Raw genomic sequence first — 16,638 nt, 5'->3', positions numbered from 1 at the left:
AAAACACCTATTAAAGATGGATGAAAAAAATTCTAAAAAGAATTTTTTTCATCCATCTTTTTTTGTATTTTTCTAACTAGTATTTTTTTTGAAATTCGTTATACTGGTAATACCAATAGTTAAAAAAAAATGAAAAATAAATTGCTAAAAACTCATATAAATCATGAACTGAAATAAACTATATAGAAGGAGCATAAGTATGAAAAACCAATTGCAAATAGGTATTCTAGGTTTTGGAACAGTTGGAAGTGGCGTTTTACGTATCTTGAAACATCATGAGCCAAAATTAAATCAAGTCACTGGAGTATCCTTAAAAGTAAAAAAAGTTCTAGTACGTGATATAGAAAAAAATCGTGGTTCAATTGCTGAAGGAGTTGAATTAACGCTTGATGCTAATGAGATTGTCAATGATCCTGAAATAGATATTGTTGTAGAAGTCATGGGAAGTATTGATAATGCGAAAGAGTATATTAAAAAAGCATTAGCAGCTGGAAAACATGTTGTTACAGCAAATAAAGATTTAATTGCCTTACATGGCAATGAACTAGTTGCCCTGGCAAAAGAAAATCATTGTGATCTATATTATGAGGCTAGTGTTGCTGGTGGAATCCCAATATTACGCACAATAGTAGATAGTTTAGCTTCTGATGAAATCCAAAAAGTTTTTGGCATTGTTAATGGAACGACGAATTTTATCTTGTCAAAAATGACAAATGAAAGAAAATCTTATGAGCTAGCTTTAAAAGAAGCTCAGGAACTCGGTTTTGCTGAAAGCGACCCAACCAATGATGTAGATGGTATAGATGCAGCTCGTAAAATGGTCATCTTGACGCGCTTAGCTTTTGGGATGAATGTAGAAGTAGATCAGATTGAGACAAAAGGAATTCGTAACTTACAGCAAAAAGATATTGAAATGGCAGAAAAATTAGGGTATAAAATCAAATTAATCGGCTCGGCGATTCAATTTGGAAATAAGATTAGTGTAGACGTTGGTCCAATATTAGTGCCAATCAATCATCCCTTAGCAAGCGTCCAAAATGAGAACAATGCTGTTGTTGTGGTAGGAGCAGCAGTTGGTGAAACAATGTATTATGGGCCTGGAGCTGGAGAATTGCCAACTGCTAACAGTGTTGTCAGTGATGTAATCACAGTAGCTAAAAACATTCGTTTAGGTACGAGTGGAAATGTATTTAGTTCTTATCAACATGAAACAAGACTTGCAGAGGATTCAGAAGTAAGTGATAAATACTACATTGCGATTGAAATGCAAGATAAGACAGGGCAATTTTTAGCATTAACAAAACTATTTAGTCAATTTGATATTGGTTTTGACCAGATTATTCAACAACCTCTTTCAAGTGATATGGCAAAAGTAGTGATTGTGACACATAAAATAACTAAAGCTCAGCAAAAAGAACTAGTTAGTGTACTTAAAGATGTGAATGAAATGAATTTACTTGTTTGTTTTAAAGTAATGGAGGGGAAATAATGTATCAAGGATTGCTTGAAAAATATAAAAATTTATTACCGATAACGGATAAAACGCCAATGATTTCTCTTTATGAAGGAAATACGCCTTTGATTCCATTACCAAATCTTTCCAAAGTGCTAGGTGTCACACTCTATGGAAAGTATGAAGGGCTGAATCCTACAGGCTCATTTAAAGATCGCGGAATGGTCATGGCAGTTGCTAAAGCAAAAGAAGAAGGGGCAAAGGCAATCATTTGTGCTTCTACTGGAAATACTAGTGCTGCAGCGGCTGCATATGCAGCACGTGCCGGATTAAAAGCTTATATTGTTATTCCAGATGGGAAAATTGCTCTAGGTAAGTTAGCTCAAGCCGTTATGTATGGAGCAGATATTATTTCAATCCAAGGGAACTTTGATCAAGCTTTAAAATCAGTAAGGAAGTTAGCGGAAACGGAAGCTGTTACTTTAGTCAATTCAGTAAATCCTTATCGAATTGAAGGGCAAAAAACAGCTGCTTTTGAGATTTGTGAAGATCTGGGGAAAGCTCCAGACGTATTAGCTATTCCAGTTGGGAATGCCGGGAACATTACCGCTTATTGGAAAGGGTTTAAAGAATGGCATGAATTGTACCAAACAGGTCTGCCAAGAATGCATGGTTACGAAGCAGAAGGAGCTGCAGCTATTGTTCAGGGAAAAATTATTGAAGCTCCTGAAACGATTGCAACTGCTATAAGAATTGGTAATCCAGCTAGTTGGACATTAGCTGAAAATGCTCGAGATGAATCTAAAGGGAAGATAGATTCTGTTACAGATGATGAGATTATTCATGCTTATCGAAAAGTAGCCGCAATGGATGGCGTATTTGTTGAACCTGGTTCAGCAGCTTCATTAGCTGGAGTAATTAAAGATATCAAAAGTGGAGCGATTAAAAAAGATGAAACCGTTGTTTGTGTATTTACTGGAAATGGATTGAAAGATCCAGATACAGCGCTTGAAGTAACAACTATTCCAATTTCAAAAATGGATGATTTAGAAGATATGAAAAAACATTTGCAAGCAGGTGTTGAAAAGTTATGAAGATAATTGTACCAGGGACAACTTCAAACTTAGGTCCTGGTTTTGATTCATGTGGGTTAGCGCTAAATCTTTATCTAACGTTAGAAATAGGGGGCGAAGTTGAAAAGTGGGTGATTCATCATACCCTTGGAGTAAGTATTCCAAAGGATGAAACAAATCTTATTATTCAAACGGCTCTTTCTCTTGCTCCGACTATTCATCCTAGAGAATTATGGATGAATAGTGAGATACCGGCAACGCGTGGATTAGGAAGTAGCTCAGCTGCTATTATTGCGGGAATCGAACTAGCAAACCAGTTGGCTGAATTAAAACTAAATGACAAAGAAAAAGTGACAATAGCTTCTAACTTAGAGGGGCATCCAGATAATGCTGCACCAGCTATACTTGGAGATTTTGTGGTAGCAACTAAAATTAACGATAGTGTTTTTGCAATGAAACACGTTTTTCCGGATACGGGTATAATAGCTGTTATTCCAAATCATGAATTATTAACAACCGAAAGCCGTGATGTACTGCCAAAAGAATTGTCTTATTCACAAGCTGTTCAAGCTAGTTCTATCAGTAATGTTATGATATCAGCGGTTTTAGCTCATGATTTGAAATTAGCAGGTGAGATGATGGAAAATGATTTATGGCATGAGACATACCGGAAAGATTTGGTACCTCATTTACCTGAAATTCGTAGTTTAGCAAAAAAAAATGGAGCCTATGCAACTTTTTTAAGTGGTGCTGGTTCAACCGTTTTAATTTTAGTACCGCACTCTAGATTAGAAAAACTAAAACAGTTGTTAACAGAGACATTTGTAGATGCAACTGTTCAACAGTTTAATGTTGAACGAGAGGGTCTACGCGTACAGAATTAAATAAGAAAAGAGGCTAGGATTTTTTTCCTAGCCTCTTTTCTCTATATAACAGTTTATGCTAAAATACGTTCTTAAAGTTCGCCCACAATTTTTGACCCATGTAATTCTGAAACGCCAAGATATTTTTGGATAGAATCCGCATTTTCGTTAGTAATACCTCCGCCAGGAAGAATAAGGATACGATCTTGTGCATAATCGACTAATTCTTTAAGGTGTGGAAGTGTTTCTTCAATTGGGAAACTCAGATCTCCACCGTGAGTCAAAATTCTTTGTACACCATGTTCTGCTAGCCAATCAATTGCGTCAAACTGTTTTTCAACTGGAATCATATCGAAAGCCATATGAAAAGTAGCTTGCAATCCATAAGCTTCTTCTAATAATTGTTCCATTGCATCTTCATCAATCCAATTTTCAGCTGTTAAACAACCGAATACAATTCCATCTAATCCCAAATTGCGAGCTTCAATAATATCATACCCCATAATTTTTAATTCGCTGTCATTGTAATTGAAATTACCCGCACGAGGACGAATGATGGCCATTAATGGAATCATTTTTTCAGCACAATAAGCAGCTGCTTCATGCATAACCCCTTTACTGACAGTTGTTCCACCACTGGCTAAGTAGTCACATAGTTCTATTCTTGTTGCTCCTTGCGCAATGGCTTTAGGAAGAGAGGTATAATTTTCTAAACAAACTTCTTTTAAATACATAATAATAAACTCCTTTTAATAGTTTCTAGACTAATGGTAACGTAGTGGATGATATTTTTATTTACTAGTCCAACACTAAGTAGTATAGCAAAAAAACAACTAAATAGTTCTATTAAAATTTGTAAGATAATTGAATCTAAAGAATGTCTTCGCTATAATAGAGCAGAAATACTAAATGAAACTAGTTTATTTTAATAAGCAATTAGACAGTAACGATTTTTTACAGATAAGTCGTTTCAAAGGATGGTAAATAATGAAAATTTTAATTCAAAAATTTGGCGGTACATCAGTTAAAGACGAAGAAAGTCGATTAGCGGCAGAAAAACACATCATACATGCTGTTTCGTTAGGCTATAAAGTAATAGTGGTTGTTTCAGCAATTGGAAGAATGGGTGATCCATACGCAACAGATTCTCTTTTAGCGATGGTTGATGGAGAAAAAAGTTATTTAGACTTAAGAGAGCGGGACATGTTGTTGTCTGTTGGAGAGACGATATCTACAGCCGTCTTTACAAATCAATTGAAAAAAAATGGTATTCATGCCACAGGATTGACTGGACAAAGTGCGGGCATACTGACTAATGAAGACTTTGGACAGGCAAAAGTACAAAAAGTTAATACTTCTTTAATTTACGAGTATTTGAAAATAAATGATGTTGTAGTCGTAGCAGGGTTTCAGGGAATAAGTGAGCATGGAAATATAACAACTATTGGACGCGGAGGCAGCGACACGACAGCAGCTTTACTAGGTGCTGCCTTTGAAGCGGAGTGTATTGATATCTTTACAGATGTTTCTGGAATGATGACAGCAGATCCGCGATTAGTGGAAAAAGCACAGTTTTTACAAGTTGTGAGTTACAATGAAGTCAGCAATATGGCACATGAAGGAGCGAAAGTTATCGATCCGAGAGCCGTTGAGATTGCACAACAAGCCGGTATACCTGTTCGCATCCGCTCTACTTATCAACCGGTAACGGATATGGGGACTTTGATTACAAATTCAGAAATGCAAAGTGTGCCACAACGTTTAGTGACTGGAATTGCACATGTGCCTCATTTAGTCCAATTTACAATTGAAACAACTGAAGCACTTCAGGAATCATTGTTTAATTTATTAGCTCAATCGGGTTTTAGTTTAGATTTCATTAATATATTTCCTGGGAAAATTGTTTTTACGCTTCCTCAAGCCATTTCTGAAAAAGCAAAACAATTGCTTAATGATCAAAATGTCACTTTTGCAACCCACGAAAATTGTGCGAAAGTTGCTATTGTAGGTGCAGGTATAACAGGTGTTCCGGGTGTAACAGCTAAAATTGTTACGGCAATGTCAGAATTACAGATACCCATCTATCAATCGGCAGATAGTTATACGACCATCTGGATATTAATTGAAGAAAAAAAATTGAAACTAGCCTTGAATAAACTGCATGAAGTTTTTTTACAAACAAATGACTACTAAAAAAAGTACAGTTGTTTCACTCAGAAATTAAATACAGCGGTCACATGAGAATTAGCCTAAAAAAGACCGGTAATGATTGTTTTTTTAATAATTTGGCGTATAATTAAGAAAATAGTAAACTAGAGGAGTACTGTAAGAGGTACTCCTCTTTTAGTGAGTAGGGAGAAAAAATGTTAACGATATTTAAGCCGACTTATATGGTAGAAGCTATTTACCATATCACACCGGAACAGTTGAAAGAGCAAAATATAAAAGCTATCTTAGCCGACTTGGACAATACCTTGATTGCCTGGAATAACCCCGATGGGACCGAAGAGTTAATTGAATGGATTAACGTAATGAAAGAAGCGGGCATACCCGTTGTAATTCTTTCTAATAACAAAGCAACACGTGTAGAACGCGTTGCAAAAGTGTTGCATTTAGACTACGTTTCTCGAGCTTTAAAACCTACAACAATTGGGTTTAAGAGAGCAAGCGAAAAATTAAATCTTTCTACTGATGAAATTATTATGGTAGGAGATCAAATTATGACGGATATCTGGGGAGCAAACCTTGCGGGCATGCGTAACGTGTTGGTAAAACCTATCCTAGATACAGATGCTTGGAATACTCGTTTTAATCGTTTTATGGAACTGCATATTATGAATTACATGATTAAAAAGGATCCAAATATGAGGTGGAGGAAGTCAATAAATGACGATAAAAGAATTAAATAATGAAGAAGAGATTCGTTGCATCGGCTGTGGAGCCATTATTCAAACAACTGACAAGAATGCGGTAGGGTTCACACCAACTTCAGCCTTAGAAAAAGGACAAGAAAAAGGCGAAATATATTGTCAACGTTGTTTTAGATTGCGCCATTATAATGAAATTCAAGATGTTCAATTGACAGACGATGATTTCTTGAAGTTGCTAAATGAACTTGGTTCAGAAGACGCATTGATCGTTAATGTTATTGATATTTTTGATTTTAATGGGAGCTTAATACCTGGTTTGCACCGCTTTGTAGGGAAAAACCCAGTATTGTTAGTTGGAAATAAGGTAGATTTACTTCCTAAATCATTAAAACGCGGTAAAATGACACAATGGTTACGTGAACGAGCTCATGAGGAAGGTTTAAGACCGGAAGATGTGTTGTTAACTAGTGCTATGAAGCCTGCTGAAATGGAAGTATTACTAGATACGATTGAAAAACACCGTAAAGGACGAAATGTCTTTGTAGTTGGTGTAACAAATGTTGGTAAATCAACATTAATCAATCAAATTATTAAGTCAACTGCTGGTGTACAAGACCTAATTACAACTTCTCAATTTCCTGGAACAACACTTGATCGGATAGAAATTCCGTTAGATGATGGCAAATTTTTAATTGACACACCAGGAATTATTCATCGTCATCAAATGGCTCATGTTTTGGGAGACAAAGATTTAAAATTGATTGCGCCTAAAAAAGAAATCAAACCAATCGTTTATCAATTAAACGAAGGCCAAACGTTATTTTTCGGTGGAGTAGCTCGTTTTGATTATTTAAAAGGAGGCAGACATTCGTTCACTTGTTTCACTTCAAATGATTTGCTTATTCACCGTACAAAACTAGAAAAAGCAGATGAATTGTACCAAAAACAAGTTGGGAAATTATTGCAACCTCCTCGCGAAAATGAAATTGAAAACTTCCCTGAATTGGTTCGTTTTGAATTTTCGGTTAAAGAAAAATCCGATATCGTTTTTGCTGGACTGGGTTGGGTAACTGTCAATGAACCTGGCTGTGTCGTAGCTGGATGGGCGCCAAAAGGTATAGATGTCCTTATTCGGAAATCTCTAATATAAATACAAATAAAGTAGAATAGATCAATCAGATCTTAATGGAGTGTATAAAATGAATTTAACTGGTAAGCAAAAACGTTTTTTAAGAAGTAAGGCACATCATCTAAATCCAATTTTTCAAATTGGGAAAAATGGATTAAATAAAGAAGTTATTGTTCAAATCAATGAAGCGTTAGAAAAAAGAGAATTGATCAAAGTTGGTTTGTTGCAAAATACAGACGAAGTTGCTCAAGACGTAGCAGATGCTCTTGAAAAAGAAATCGGTTGTAATGCAGTCCAAGTCATTGGTCGCGTAATCGTATTATTTAAAAAATCGAATCAAGAAAAATACCAACGTATTTCTACGGAAATACCAAGAGCAAAATAATAAATTTTGTTCAATAATATTTATATGAAGAAAGGTGATTAGCTTGAAAAGGCAATCTTTTTCTAATAATAACACTCAAGTAGTAACGGAACTTGAAATTGAGATCCAACCTAAAAAAAGAGTGGGTATCCTTGGAGGGACTTTTAACCCTCCTCATATCGGGCACTTGATCATTGCGGATCAAGTTTGTCATCAATTGGGTCTAGAAAAAATCTATCTTATGCCAAGTGCTAATCCACCACACCAAGATGAAAAAAAAGCAATCGATGCGAAACATCGACTTCATATGGTTGAATTAGCTATCGAAGGAAATCCAAAATTTGAGGTTGAAAAAGCTGAAATTGAACGTGGTGGAAAAAGTTATACCTATGATACAATAGTAAAATTGAAGGAAGAAAATCCGGATACAGACTATTATTTTATTATTGGCGGAGATATGGTGGAATATTTACCTAAATGGTACAAAGTAGAAGAGCTAGCCCAGCTAGTAGAATTTGTGGGAGTTAATCGCCCAGGGTACAACTTGTTTAGCCCTTATCCAATTATTTGGGTAGATGTTCCTTCAATGGATATCAGTTCTACTTCTTTACGTAAAAATTTAGAAATGAACTGCCCAGTAAATTATTTGATTCCCGGAAAAACGCTAGACTACATTCTGCGTGAAGGGCTGTATCAAAATGGAAAATAAACTCATTCAACTTGTGTATTCAAAAAATTACACATCACTTACAAGAAATGAATTGATTCAAGCTGTTAAAAGCCAAATGAGCCTTAAACGATTTCAGCATGTTTTAGGTGTGGAGCAGGCAGCTATTCAATTAGCAGGAAAATATAATGTCTCTATTGAAGCAGCTAGTATTGCGGCATTAACGCATGATTATGCAAAAGAACGCAGTGACAAAGAGATGCAGGATTTAATTTATCGTGAGCAGTTTGATTTGGAATTGCTGGATTATGGTAGCAATATTTGGCATGGCTTGCTAGGTGCCTTTCTAGTCAAACAGGAATTAGGAATTGCTGATCTAGATATTCTAAATGCTATCAAACATCACACAATAGGTGCAGAAAAAATGTCGCTCTTAGAACAAGTCATTTACGTTGCCGATTATATCGAACCTGGCAGAGATTTTCCTGGTGTAGAATACGCACGTAAGCTTGCGGCAGAAAATTTACAAGCAGCAGTGCGGTATGAAACAAAACAAACATTGCAGCATTTGATCGAAAACAACAGAAAAATTTACCCAAAAACAATTGCTACTTATAATAAATGGGTAGCCAATCCTTAGGAGGAACAGTATGATAAATAAAAGTATAGAATTAGTAGAATTAGTAGTAAAGGCAGCAGATGATAAAAGAGCAGAGGACATCATCGCGATGGATGTTAGCAAAATTTCGATTTTAGCAGATTATTTTATTGTGATGCACGGAAATAGTGAAAAACAAGTTAAGTCTATCGCTGAAGAAATCATTGATAAAGCTGAAGAAGCAGGAATTGATGTAAGAAGAGTTGAAGGTCGTGAATCATCTAAATGGTTGTTAATTGACCTAGGAGATGTAGTTGTCCATGTCTTCCACTATTCAGAACGTTCATTTTATAACCTTGAAAAATTATGGGGTGATGCTCCATTAGTAGACATCACTAAAATGGTCTAAGACAAATGAGTTATCAAACATTTGCACAAGTTTATGATGCCATTATGGATGAAACGCTCTATGATCGTTGGGGAGAATTTGTTGATAGTCAGCTATTAAATAAAAAGCCAACTGTATTGGAACTTGCTTGTGGAACTGGAGCTTTAGCTGTAGCACTTTCTAAAAGAGGGTACGATGTTACAGGGTTAGATCTATCTGACAACATGTTGAGTTTAGCGAGTGAGCGTGCTCTGAAAGAACAAGTAAAACTTCCTTTGATTCAAGCAGATATGATGGATTTGTCTGAAATTGGTCAATATGAAGCGGTCACTTGTTTTTCAGATTCACTTTGTTATATGCCTAATGAAGAGGCTGTTTTAAAAGTTTTTCAGGAAGTATATAATGTATTAACGGATAATGGAATGTTTTTGTTTGATGTTCATTCGATCTATCAAACAGATGTGGTATTTCCAGGATACATGTATAATGATCAATCAGATGAAATCAGTTTTTTATGGAAAAGTTATGCGGGAGAAAAAGCCCATTCTGTTGAACATGATTTAACTTTCTTTGTTTACGATGAAGAATTAGATCTTTATGACCGTTACGATGAAACACACAAAGAACGGACATATTCGTTAGAACAGTACAAAAGTATGCTCTCAAAAGCTGGTTTTTCTTCAATTGAAGCAAGTGCGGATTTTGGCGAATCAGAAATAACAGAAGAAAGCCCAAGATGGTTTTTTGTTTGTACGAAGTAAACGGCTTATGAATAGAAACTTTTTAATGGAAAACAGAAAAATCGATTAAGATTTTTCTGTTTTTTTACATAGCGATTTCTAAAGAAAGGAGAGTTACAGTGTTAACACAGGCGTATCATGTACTTAAAGAAATTTATGGTTTTTCTGAATTTAAAACGGGACAAAAAGAAGTAATCGAAAAAATATTGCAAGGGAAAGATACCTTAGCTATTATGCCGACAGGTGGTGGGAAATCGCTTTGTTATCAAATTCCTTCACTAGTGTTCGAAGGAGTAACGATTGTTGTATCACCGCTTATTTCATTGATGAAAGACCAAGTAGATGCCTTAACAGAGTTAGGAATACCAGCAACTTACTTGAATAGTACCTTAACAGCTGCTGAGATGAACGTTCGACTGAAAAAAGCGGTCAATGGCGACTATAAACTCATTTATGTTGCCCCAGAAAGATTTCAAACAGAAGAAATCTTTTATTTGATGCACTCAATCACCATTTCAATGATAGCCATTGATGAAGCTCATTGTATTTCACAATGGGGGCATGATTTTAGACCAAGTTACCTGTCTTTAGGAGAATCTATTCAACAATTGGATTATCGACCAATCGTATTAGCTTTGACTGCTACAGCGACTCCGGTCGTTTCTAATGATATTATAAATTTGTTAGGTATCGATACAGATAATAGCGTTAAAACAGGATTTGAACGGGATAATCTTGCTTTTCAAGTGGTAAAAGGTCAGGAGCGCAATCGTTATTTATTAGATTATTTAACAGTGAACAAAGGTCAATCAGGAATTGTTTACGCTAGTACACGAAAAGAAGTGGAACGCATTTATGAATTGCTGAATGCTAAAAAAATCAAAGCTGGCAAATACCACGGTGGGTTAAAGGAAGATGAGCGCAACAGTTGGCAAGAAAAGTTTCTTTATGATGAAGTAACAGTAATGGTGGCGACAAATGCATTTGGCATGGGCATCGATAAGAGTAATGTGCGATTTGTTATTCATTACCAGATTCCTAAAAATATTGAAGCCTATTACCAAGAAGCAGGACGTGCGGGTAGAGATGGCTTGCCAAGTGATGCTATCTTGTTATTTTCTCCGCAAGATATGCAAATTCAAAAATTCTTTATCGATCAATCCGAATTAAATGAAGAATTAAAGAATCAGGAATATCGTAAATTAAGAGAAATGGCTCAATATGGTTCTACTCAAATTTGTTTGCAACGGTATATTGTTGAATATTTTGGAGACAACTGTGATGATTGTGGCAGATGTAGCAATTGTTTAGATGATCGTGAAGCAACGGATATAACTTTAGAGACTCAAAAAGTATTATCTTGTGTTAAGCGAATGGGTGAAACTTATGGAAAATCCCTTATCATGAAAGTACTGACAGGATCTAAAGATAAAAAAGTTACTCAATGGCACTTTGAAAACCTTTCAACCTATGGCTTGATGAAAGGTGTACCACAAAAAGAAGTTACTCAATTGATTGATTATCTAACAGCTGAAAAATATTTATCCCCAACTGACGGTCAGTTTCCTATTTTAAAATTAACAGAAAAGGCCGTTTCCGTTTTAAAAGGGGAAATGACTGTTACTAGAAAACAAGCAAAAGTAGCGCAGAAAGTAGCTGTTGATGATGCATTATTTGATCAGTTAAGAGAGTTAAGACGTGCATTTGCAACGGATCAAAAAGTTCCGCCTTATGTTATTTTTTCAGATGAAACATTGCACCAAATGTGCATTTTAATGCCTCAAAATGAAACAGAGATGTTAGCCGTAAAAGGTGTGGGTGAAAATAAATTTGAAAAATATGGTGAAGCATTTTTAACCTGTTTAAAGAAAACAAAAGTAACGAATTAAAGAGAGGTTACTAGAGATGAAAAGTTGTGGTGTAGTTGTCGAATATAATCCTTTGCATAATGGACATGTGTACCATTTGAAAAAAGCAAGAGAACTATCTGGTGCGGATACAATTATTGCAATTATGAGCGGAAATTTTTTGCAACGCGGTGAGCCAGCTATTGTAGACAAATGGTCTCGAGCACAGATGGCTTTATCAGCTGGAGCAGATTTGGTAATAGAATTACCCGTTGCTTTTAGTACTCAACCAGCTGATTATTTTGCAAAAGGTGCCGTTGGGTTGTTGCATGCTATGAATTGCGATGCTATTTGTTTTGGTTCTGAATCGGGCGAAAGTGCGGATTACCAAAAGTTAGCTCACTTTTTGAAGCAGCACACACCAACTATCAATCAACGGTTTAAAGAAAATAGAGATCCAGGAAAAACGTATGCTTCTCAAATGGACCAAATTCTTAAAGAACTAATGCCAGAACAGCTGGTCTCTCTTTCAACACCAAACAATATTTTGGGATTAGCATATGCCAAAGAAAATGTGCTATATGAAAAACCAATGGAACTTTACACCATAACAAGAGTAGGATCGGATTACCATGAAAAAGAATTAGACGAACAAAATTTCTCAAGTGCTACTGCTATTCGAGAAAGTTTAGTAGGATCAAAAAAAAATAAAGCACGAATTGAAGAACTGAAGTTAAGTATGCCAGATAGCAGTTTTGAACAACTAACAACACATCCCTTAGTTAGTTGGGAAAACTATTGGCCGTACTTAAAGTATCAAATAGAAGTTCAATCACTTGAAGAGTTACGGACTGTGTATCAAGTAACTGAAGGAATTGAATATCGCTTAAAAGAGTACATTCAAGAGGCAGAAAGCTTTGAACAATTTATATCATTGGTAAAAAATAAAAGAGTATCATGGACTAGGCTACAACGCTTATGTGTCTATATTTTACTTCAATTAAAAAAAGAAGATATGGTCAATGAATTAACAGAACCCCAAGCCATACACTTATTAGGATTTAATTTCAGAGGAAGAAATTATTTAAAGGAAATGAAAAAAAGGTTTTCTTTACCATTGATTGCCAATGTAACTAAAAAAAATAAGAATTTGTGGACATCAGATATAAAAGCAGGTAAAATTTATCAAATGGGGCAATTAGGTTTAATCAAAGAACAAGATTATTATCGTCAACCATTAAAATAATTTTTTGAAAATGTCTATGAAAACAAAGCCCAGCAAGAAAACCCTGTAAGGTAAAATACGTTGACAAAGGGTTCATTCACTAGTATAATAATCTTTGTTGCTTTAGGAGTGATGTGAAATGAAATGGTCATTAAACGAATTGCAAAAATACCGCAATGAGCCGTTAGTTTTCTCGGAAACTGTTGACTTAAAAAAAACGTTGATGAATCGAGAAAAAGAATTAATGGATGTTTCTCCAATTGATTTAGAAGGAACACTCATTGTTCATGAAAAAGAAATCTTGCTTCATATGGTTGTTTCATTAACTGTGACACTACCCTCTGCAAGATCACTAAAACCAGTTTTATTCCCTATGTCAATTGGAATAGATGAAATTTATATTCCGCCTTCTGTTACACCTGGATCTAAGATAGATAATGAGGAAGAAACAGTTATTCTTTTAGATAAAGATATAATTGATCTTGCTGAACCTATAGTAGATGAAGTTTTGTTAAATCTCCCTTTGCAAGTTTTTACGCAAGAAGAGATAGAAGGACAAGAAATGCCTAGTGGAAATGATTGGCTGGTCGTTTCTGAAGATGAATACATTTCAGATTTAGAAACACAGAAATCAGAAACTGTAGATCCACGTTTTGCTGGTTTGAAAGATTTGTTTAAAGATGAATCAGACGACCAAAAATAAGTATGTATTATACGCTTCTAGTAGCGCGAATCTGTGCATAGAAGCAATTTTTAAGGAGGTGTAAGGAATGGCAGTACCAGCAAGAAGAACATCAAAAGCTAAGAAAAACAGACGTCGTACGCATTTTAAATTAGAAGTTCCAGGTATGAACGCATGCCCTAACTGTGGCGAATTGAAAAAAAGCCATCACGTTTGTGCATCATGTGGACATTACGATGGTAAAGAAGTAATCAGCAAAGAAGCTTAATTCTTTGCACAATTCATCATGAGATGATTTGAAAACCCTTATTGAGACCATGGCTCAATAAGGGCTTTTTTTTTTTGATTTACTGCAAATAAGTGATTTAGAGTATACAAAAAAGAAAAACTACGTTAAATTTAAAAAGAGATGATTTGTAGTATGCTACAGGCCAGTTAATAGAGAATTGGTTAAACGGATATATTTTAAAAAGGTGGGATAAAAGTGGATTCTGGCGTTTCTTTACTAATAGGCAAAATAATTTTATATTGTTTGCCCATTATTTTGCTGCTATTGTTTAGTAAGGCAATACAGCGGCATTTTAAAAAACAAAATTCGGCTATTAAATTACCAGATTTGTTAGTTCCTTTTTTAATAGTAGGAATTCATATTCTGAGTGAATTAACATATGATTTTTCTTTGCTTCCATATTTTTTGATTTTTATTTTTAGTCTAGGAATTATCATTCTCTTGAGTATAGCGGTAAAAAAAGGTGAAATTTTGTATAAAAGTTTTTTTAAGACATATTGGCGATTCGTTTTTATCAGCGCAATTGTAGTGTATTACGGTTTAGTCGTAGCTAATATGATAACCGTTTAAAAAAAGAGACTCTTCGTCAAATAATGGATGCCTCCAACACCGCTTAATTGTAAAAGCGTTGAAGTGGTGTCATTCGCATTGAATACTTTAAAGGGCTACAAGCAATCCCATTCCTCCAAAATGTTATGCAATAACTAAATTCAATGGCCCACGCTGAAAAGTATAGAGCCAAAAGAGAAGTGATACAGGGACAATTAGTCCTTTTATCCCTTCTTTTTTTTATATTTGAATAAAAAATGGGTGAATTCACCACCTTTAAAAAAACATAAAAAAGAAGTGATAGGCTTGTGAAAATAACAAATATTACATTAATTAAAAGAATTATGTCTTTTTTTGAATAATTGTGGAGGAAAGTGGGGCATTGTGGTAGACTGAAAACATCTAAATGGAGTCTGAGGTGAGACAGCTATGTTAATGGGTGAACACAAGCACAACATTGATGCAAAAGGTCGTTTAATTATGCCATCAAAGTTTCGATCTGATTTAGGCGAGAAATTTATTCTAACTCGTGGATTAGATGGATGTTTGTTTGGGTACCCACAAGAATCATGGTCTGCTCTTGAAGAAAAGTTAAAACAACTTCCTTTAGCAAAAAAAGAAGCTCGTGCTTTTACAAGGTTCTTTTACTCAGCAGCTATTGAATGCGAATTAGATAAACAAGGAAGAATCAATATTCCACAAACTTTAAGAGAATACGCACAATTAGAAAAAGCGTGTCATGTTATTGGTGTCTCTGAACGGATTGAAATTTGGAGTGAGACAAGGTGGAATCAAGTTTCCAATGATGCTGAAGAAATGTTTGACAGTATTGCTGAAGACATGATTGATTTTGGATTCTAATAAACAATCATTCAATTATTAAAAAAGAAAAATACTAAGAAAAAATAGTGAGTTAGGTAGGCGAAAAAAATGACAGCATTTAATCATGAAACAGTCTTATTACGCGAAACCGTTGATGGGCTGTCGTTATCCCCAGAAGGCATATACGTTGATTGTACTTTAGGTGGGGCCGGTCATAGTGAATATTTATTATCACAATTGAATGAAAAGGGGCATCTTTATGCCTTTGATCAAGATGATCGTGCACTTGAAAACGCAAAAATTCGGTTAGCTGAATATGTAGAAAAAGGTATGGTTACTTTTATTAAAGCGAATTTTCGTTACATAAAAGATGAATTAGCCAATTTGGGAATAAAAGAAGTTGATGGAATTTTATATGATTTAGGTGTCTCTTCCCCTCAATTAGATGAAGCAGAACGTGGATTTAGTTATCACCAAGACGCTCCATTAGATATGCGAATGGATACCGATGCTCCACTTACGGCTAAAGAAGTAATCAATGAATGGTCTTACCATGATTTGATCAGAATTTTTTACCGTTATGGAGAAGAAAAATTTTCAAAACAAATTGCTCGTAAAATTGAGGCAGCTAGAGAAATAAAACTAATCGAAACAACCAGTGAGTTGGTTGAATTAATCAAAGCAGGAATACCTGCACCGGCTAGAAGAAAAGGCGGACATCCAGCTAAACGTGTTTTCCAAGCAGTGCGAATCGCGGTTAATGATGAGTTGTCTTCCGTTGAAGATTCCTTGGAACAAGCGATTGAGTTATTGGCAATAGGTGGACGTATCAGTGTGATATCGTTTCATTCCTTAGAGGATCGAATCGTTAAATCAATTTTTAAAGATCACTCCAAAGGTCCTGAATTGCCACGTGGATTGCCAGTTGTTCCAGACGGATTTTTACCTGAATTAAAATTAATTACGAGAAAACCAATTTTGCCTTCAGAACAAGAGTTAGAAGTAAATAATCGGTCAAGAAGTGCTAAGTTACGAATTGCTGAAAAACAAAATAAACTAGTGTAAACATTAGAAAACAG

Annotated in this window: 19 protein-coding genes; 18 read left to right on the top strand and 1 reads right to left on the bottom strand. The window is 35.2% G+C overall.

Going from position 1 to position 16,638, the window contains the following annotated elements:
- Window positions 1-199 precede the first annotated feature (199 nt).
- From CAT7_RS05795 to thrB, 3 genes are read left to right on the top strand one after another with little or no spacing between them, the layout of a single operon-like run.
- Complete coding sequence (locus CAT7_RS05795; protein ID WP_007723099.1) at window positions 200-1,489, top strand: homoserine dehydrogenase; 1,290 nt, start codon at window positions 200-202, stop codon at window positions 1,487-1,489.
- The gene (thrC, locus tag CAT7_RS05790; RefSeq protein WP_007723098.1) at window positions 1,489-2,547 is read left to right on the top strand and encodes a threonine synthase; all 1,059 of its coding nucleotides are present in this window, start codon (window positions 1,489-1,491) and stop codon (window positions 2,545-2,547) included. Before CAT7_RS05795 ends, thrC begins: the two co-directional genes overlap by 1 nt.
- The gene (gene thrB, locus CAT7_RS05785; RefSeq protein ID WP_007723097.1) at window positions 2,544-3,410 is read left to right on the top strand and encodes a homoserine kinase; all 867 of its coding nucleotides are present in this window, start codon (window positions 2,544-2,546) and stop codon (window positions 3,408-3,410) included. Before thrC ends, thrB begins: the two co-directional genes overlap by 4 nt.
- Before the next feature lie 71 nt (window positions 3,411-3,481).
- Here the strand turns inward: thrB and CAT7_RS05780 are convergent, their stop codons facing one another.
- Entirely contained in the window at window positions 3,482-4,123 is a 642-nt protein-coding gene (locus tag CAT7_RS05780; RefSeq protein WP_007723096.1) for a copper homeostasis protein CutC, read from the bottom strand.
- Between the two features lie 253 nt (window positions 4,124-4,376).
- Here CAT7_RS05780 and dapG point away from each other — a divergent pair, with 253 nt between their 5' ends.
- The 15 genes from dapG to rsmH all read left to right on the top strand — a co-directional run bounded on the left by dapG (window position 4,377) and on the right by rsmH (window position 16,624).
- Complete coding sequence (dapG, locus tag CAT7_RS05775; protein ID WP_007723095.1) at window positions 4,377-5,582, top strand: aspartate kinase; 1,206 nt, start codon at window positions 4,377-4,379, stop codon at window positions 5,580-5,582.
- A 170-nt stretch (window positions 5,583-5,752) separates the two neighbouring features.
- On the top strand, window positions 5,753-6,298 hold the full coding sequence (locus tag CAT7_RS05770) for a YqeG family HAD IIIA-type phosphatase (RefSeq protein ID WP_007723094.1): 546 nt from the start codon (window positions 5,753-5,755) through the stop codon (window positions 6,296-6,298).
- Window positions 6,276-7,409 carry a ribosome biogenesis GTPase YqeH gene (yqeH, locus tag CAT7_RS05765; protein WP_007723093.1) on the top strand — a complete coding sequence of 378 codons (1,134 nt, stop codon included), beginning with the start codon at window positions 6,276-6,278 and terminating at the stop codon, window positions 7,407-7,409. Before CAT7_RS05770 ends, yqeH begins: the two co-directional genes overlap by 23 nt.
- A gap of 49 nt (window positions 7,410-7,458) precedes the next feature.
- Window positions 7,459-7,773, top strand: coding sequence for a ribosome assembly RNA-binding protein YhbY (yhbY, locus tag CAT7_RS05760; protein WP_007723092.1), 315 nt, complete (start codon window positions 7,459-7,461; stop codon window positions 7,771-7,773).
- 43 nt (window positions 7,774-7,816) lie between these two features.
- Window positions 7,817-8,461: a nicotinate-nucleotide adenylyltransferase gene (locus CAT7_RS05755; RefSeq protein ID WP_007723091.1), complete on the top strand. Its 645-nt coding sequence runs from the start codon at window positions 7,817-7,819 to the stop codon at window positions 8,459-8,461.
- Complete coding sequence (yqeK, locus tag CAT7_RS05750; RefSeq protein WP_007723089.1) at window positions 8,451-9,059, top strand: bis(5'-nucleosyl)-tetraphosphatase (symmetrical) YqeK; 609 nt, start codon at window positions 8,451-8,453, stop codon at window positions 9,057-9,059. Before CAT7_RS05755 ends, yqeK begins: the two co-directional genes overlap by 11 nt.
- Window positions 9,060-9,069: 10 nt before the next feature.
- Window positions 9,070-9,426 carry a ribosome silencing factor gene (gene rsfS, locus CAT7_RS05745; protein WP_007723087.1) on the top strand — a complete coding sequence of 119 codons (357 nt, stop codon included), beginning with the start codon at window positions 9,070-9,072 and terminating at the stop codon, window positions 9,424-9,426.
- Window positions 9,427-9,431: 5 nt separating this feature from the next.
- Entirely contained in the window at window positions 9,432-10,166 is a 735-nt protein-coding gene (locus tag CAT7_RS05740; protein ID WP_007723086.1) for a class I SAM-dependent DNA methyltransferase, read from the top strand.
- 98 nt (window positions 10,167-10,264) lie between these two features.
- On the top strand, window positions 10,265-12,034 hold the full coding sequence (recQ, locus tag CAT7_RS05735; protein ID WP_007723083.1) for a DNA helicase RecQ: 1,770 nt from the start codon (window positions 10,265-10,267) through the stop codon (window positions 12,032-12,034).
- 16 nt (window positions 12,035-12,050) lie between these two features.
- Window positions 12,051-13,238, top strand: coding sequence for a nucleotidyltransferase (locus tag CAT7_RS05730; RefSeq protein WP_007723080.1), 1,188 nt, complete (start codon window positions 12,051-12,053; stop codon window positions 13,236-13,238).
- Window positions 13,239-13,356: 118 nt separating this feature from the next.
- Window positions 13,357-13,920 carry a YceD family protein gene (locus CAT7_RS05725; RefSeq protein ID WP_007723078.1) on the top strand — a complete coding sequence of 188 codons (564 nt, stop codon included), beginning with the start codon at window positions 13,357-13,359 and terminating at the stop codon, window positions 13,918-13,920.
- A gap of 67 nt (window positions 13,921-13,987) precedes the next feature.
- Window positions 13,988-14,167: a 50S ribosomal protein L32 gene (gene rpmF / locus CAT7_RS05720; RefSeq protein ID WP_007723076.1), complete on the top strand. Its 180-nt coding sequence runs from the start codon at window positions 13,988-13,990 to the stop codon at window positions 14,165-14,167.
- Between the two features lie 216 nt (window positions 14,168-14,383).
- On the top strand, window positions 14,384-14,758 hold the full coding sequence (locus CAT7_RS05715) for a DUF3397 domain-containing protein (RefSeq protein ID WP_007723070.1): 375 nt from the start codon (window positions 14,384-14,386) through the stop codon (window positions 14,756-14,758).
- Between the two features lie 408 nt (window positions 14,759-15,166).
- Window positions 15,167-15,598: a division/cell wall cluster transcriptional repressor MraZ gene (mraZ, locus tag CAT7_RS05710; protein ID WP_007723059.1), complete on the top strand. Its 432-nt coding sequence runs from the start codon at window positions 15,167-15,169 to the stop codon at window positions 15,596-15,598.
- Window positions 15,599-15,667: 69 nt separating this feature from the next.
- Complete coding sequence (gene rsmH / locus CAT7_RS05705; protein WP_007723056.1) at window positions 15,668-16,624, top strand: 16S rRNA (cytosine(1402)-N(4))-methyltransferase RsmH; 957 nt, start codon at window positions 15,668-15,670, stop codon at window positions 16,622-16,624.
- Window positions 16,625-16,638: the final 14 nt, after the last annotated feature.

This window comes from Carnobacterium sp. AT7, assembly GCF_000171855.1.
Classification (GTDB): domain Bacteria; phylum Bacillota; class Bacilli; order Lactobacillales; family Carnobacteriaceae; genus Carnobacterium_B; species Carnobacterium_B jeotgali.
Note: the sequence above shows the minus strand (reverse complement) of the source record. Positions and strands in the feature narration are given on the sequence as shown.

Bases quoted from the DNA above. Each gene is read 5' to 3' on its own strand.
- CAT7_RS05795 (WP_007723099.1), top strand. From the start codon at position 200: ATGAAAAACCAATTGCAAATAGGTATTCTAGGTTTTGGAACAGTTGGA.
- CAT7_RS05770 (WP_007723094.1), top strand. From the start codon at position 5,753: ATGTTAACGATATTTAAGCCGACTTATATGGTAGAAGCTATTTACCAT.
- thrC (WP_007723098.1), top strand. From the start codon at position 1,489: ATGTATCAAGGATTGCTTGAAAAATATAAAAATTTATTACCGATAACG.
- yhbY (WP_007723092.1), top strand. From the start codon at position 7,459: ATGAATTTAACTGGTAAGCAAAAACGTTTTTTAAGAAGTAAGGCACAT.
- CAT7_RS05730 (WP_007723080.1), top strand. From the start codon at position 12,051: ATGAAAAGTTGTGGTGTAGTTGTCGAATATAATCCTTTGCATAATGGA.
- mraZ (WP_007723059.1), top strand. From the start codon at position 15,167: ATGTTAATGGGTGAACACAAGCACAACATTGATGCAAAAGGTCGTTTA.
- CAT7_RS05780 (WP_007723096.1), bottom strand. From the start codon at position 4,123: ATGTATTTAAAAGAAGTTTGTTTAGAAAATTATACCTCTCTTCCTAAA.
- yqeH (WP_007723093.1), top strand. From the start codon at position 6,276: ATGACGATAAAAGAATTAAATAATGAAGAAGAGATTCGTTGCATCGGC.
- CAT7_RS05725 (WP_007723078.1), top strand. From the start codon at position 13,357: ATGAAATGGTCATTAAACGAATTGCAAAAATACCGCAATGAGCCGTTA.
- rpmF (WP_007723076.1), top strand. From the start codon at position 13,988: ATGGCAGTACCAGCAAGAAGAACATCAAAAGCTAAGAAAAACAGACGT.
- thrB (WP_007723097.1), top strand. From the start codon at position 2,544: ATGAAGATAATTGTACCAGGGACAACTTCAAACTTAGGTCCTGGTTTT.
- dapG (WP_007723095.1), top strand. From the start codon at position 4,377: ATGAAAATTTTAATTCAAAAATTTGGCGGTACATCAGTTAAAGACGAA.
- rsfS (WP_007723087.1), top strand. From the start codon at position 9,070: ATGATAAATAAAAGTATAGAATTAGTAGAATTAGTAGTAAAGGCAGCA.
- yqeK (WP_007723089.1), top strand. From the start codon at position 8,451: ATGGAAAATAAACTCATTCAACTTGTGTATTCAAAAAATTACACATCA.
- rsmH (WP_007723056.1), top strand. From the start codon at position 15,668: ATGACAGCATTTAATCATGAAACAGTCTTATTACGCGAAACCGTTGAT.
- CAT7_RS05740 (WP_007723086.1), top strand. From the start codon at position 9,432: ATGAGTTATCAAACATTTGCACAAGTTTATGATGCCATTATGGATGAA.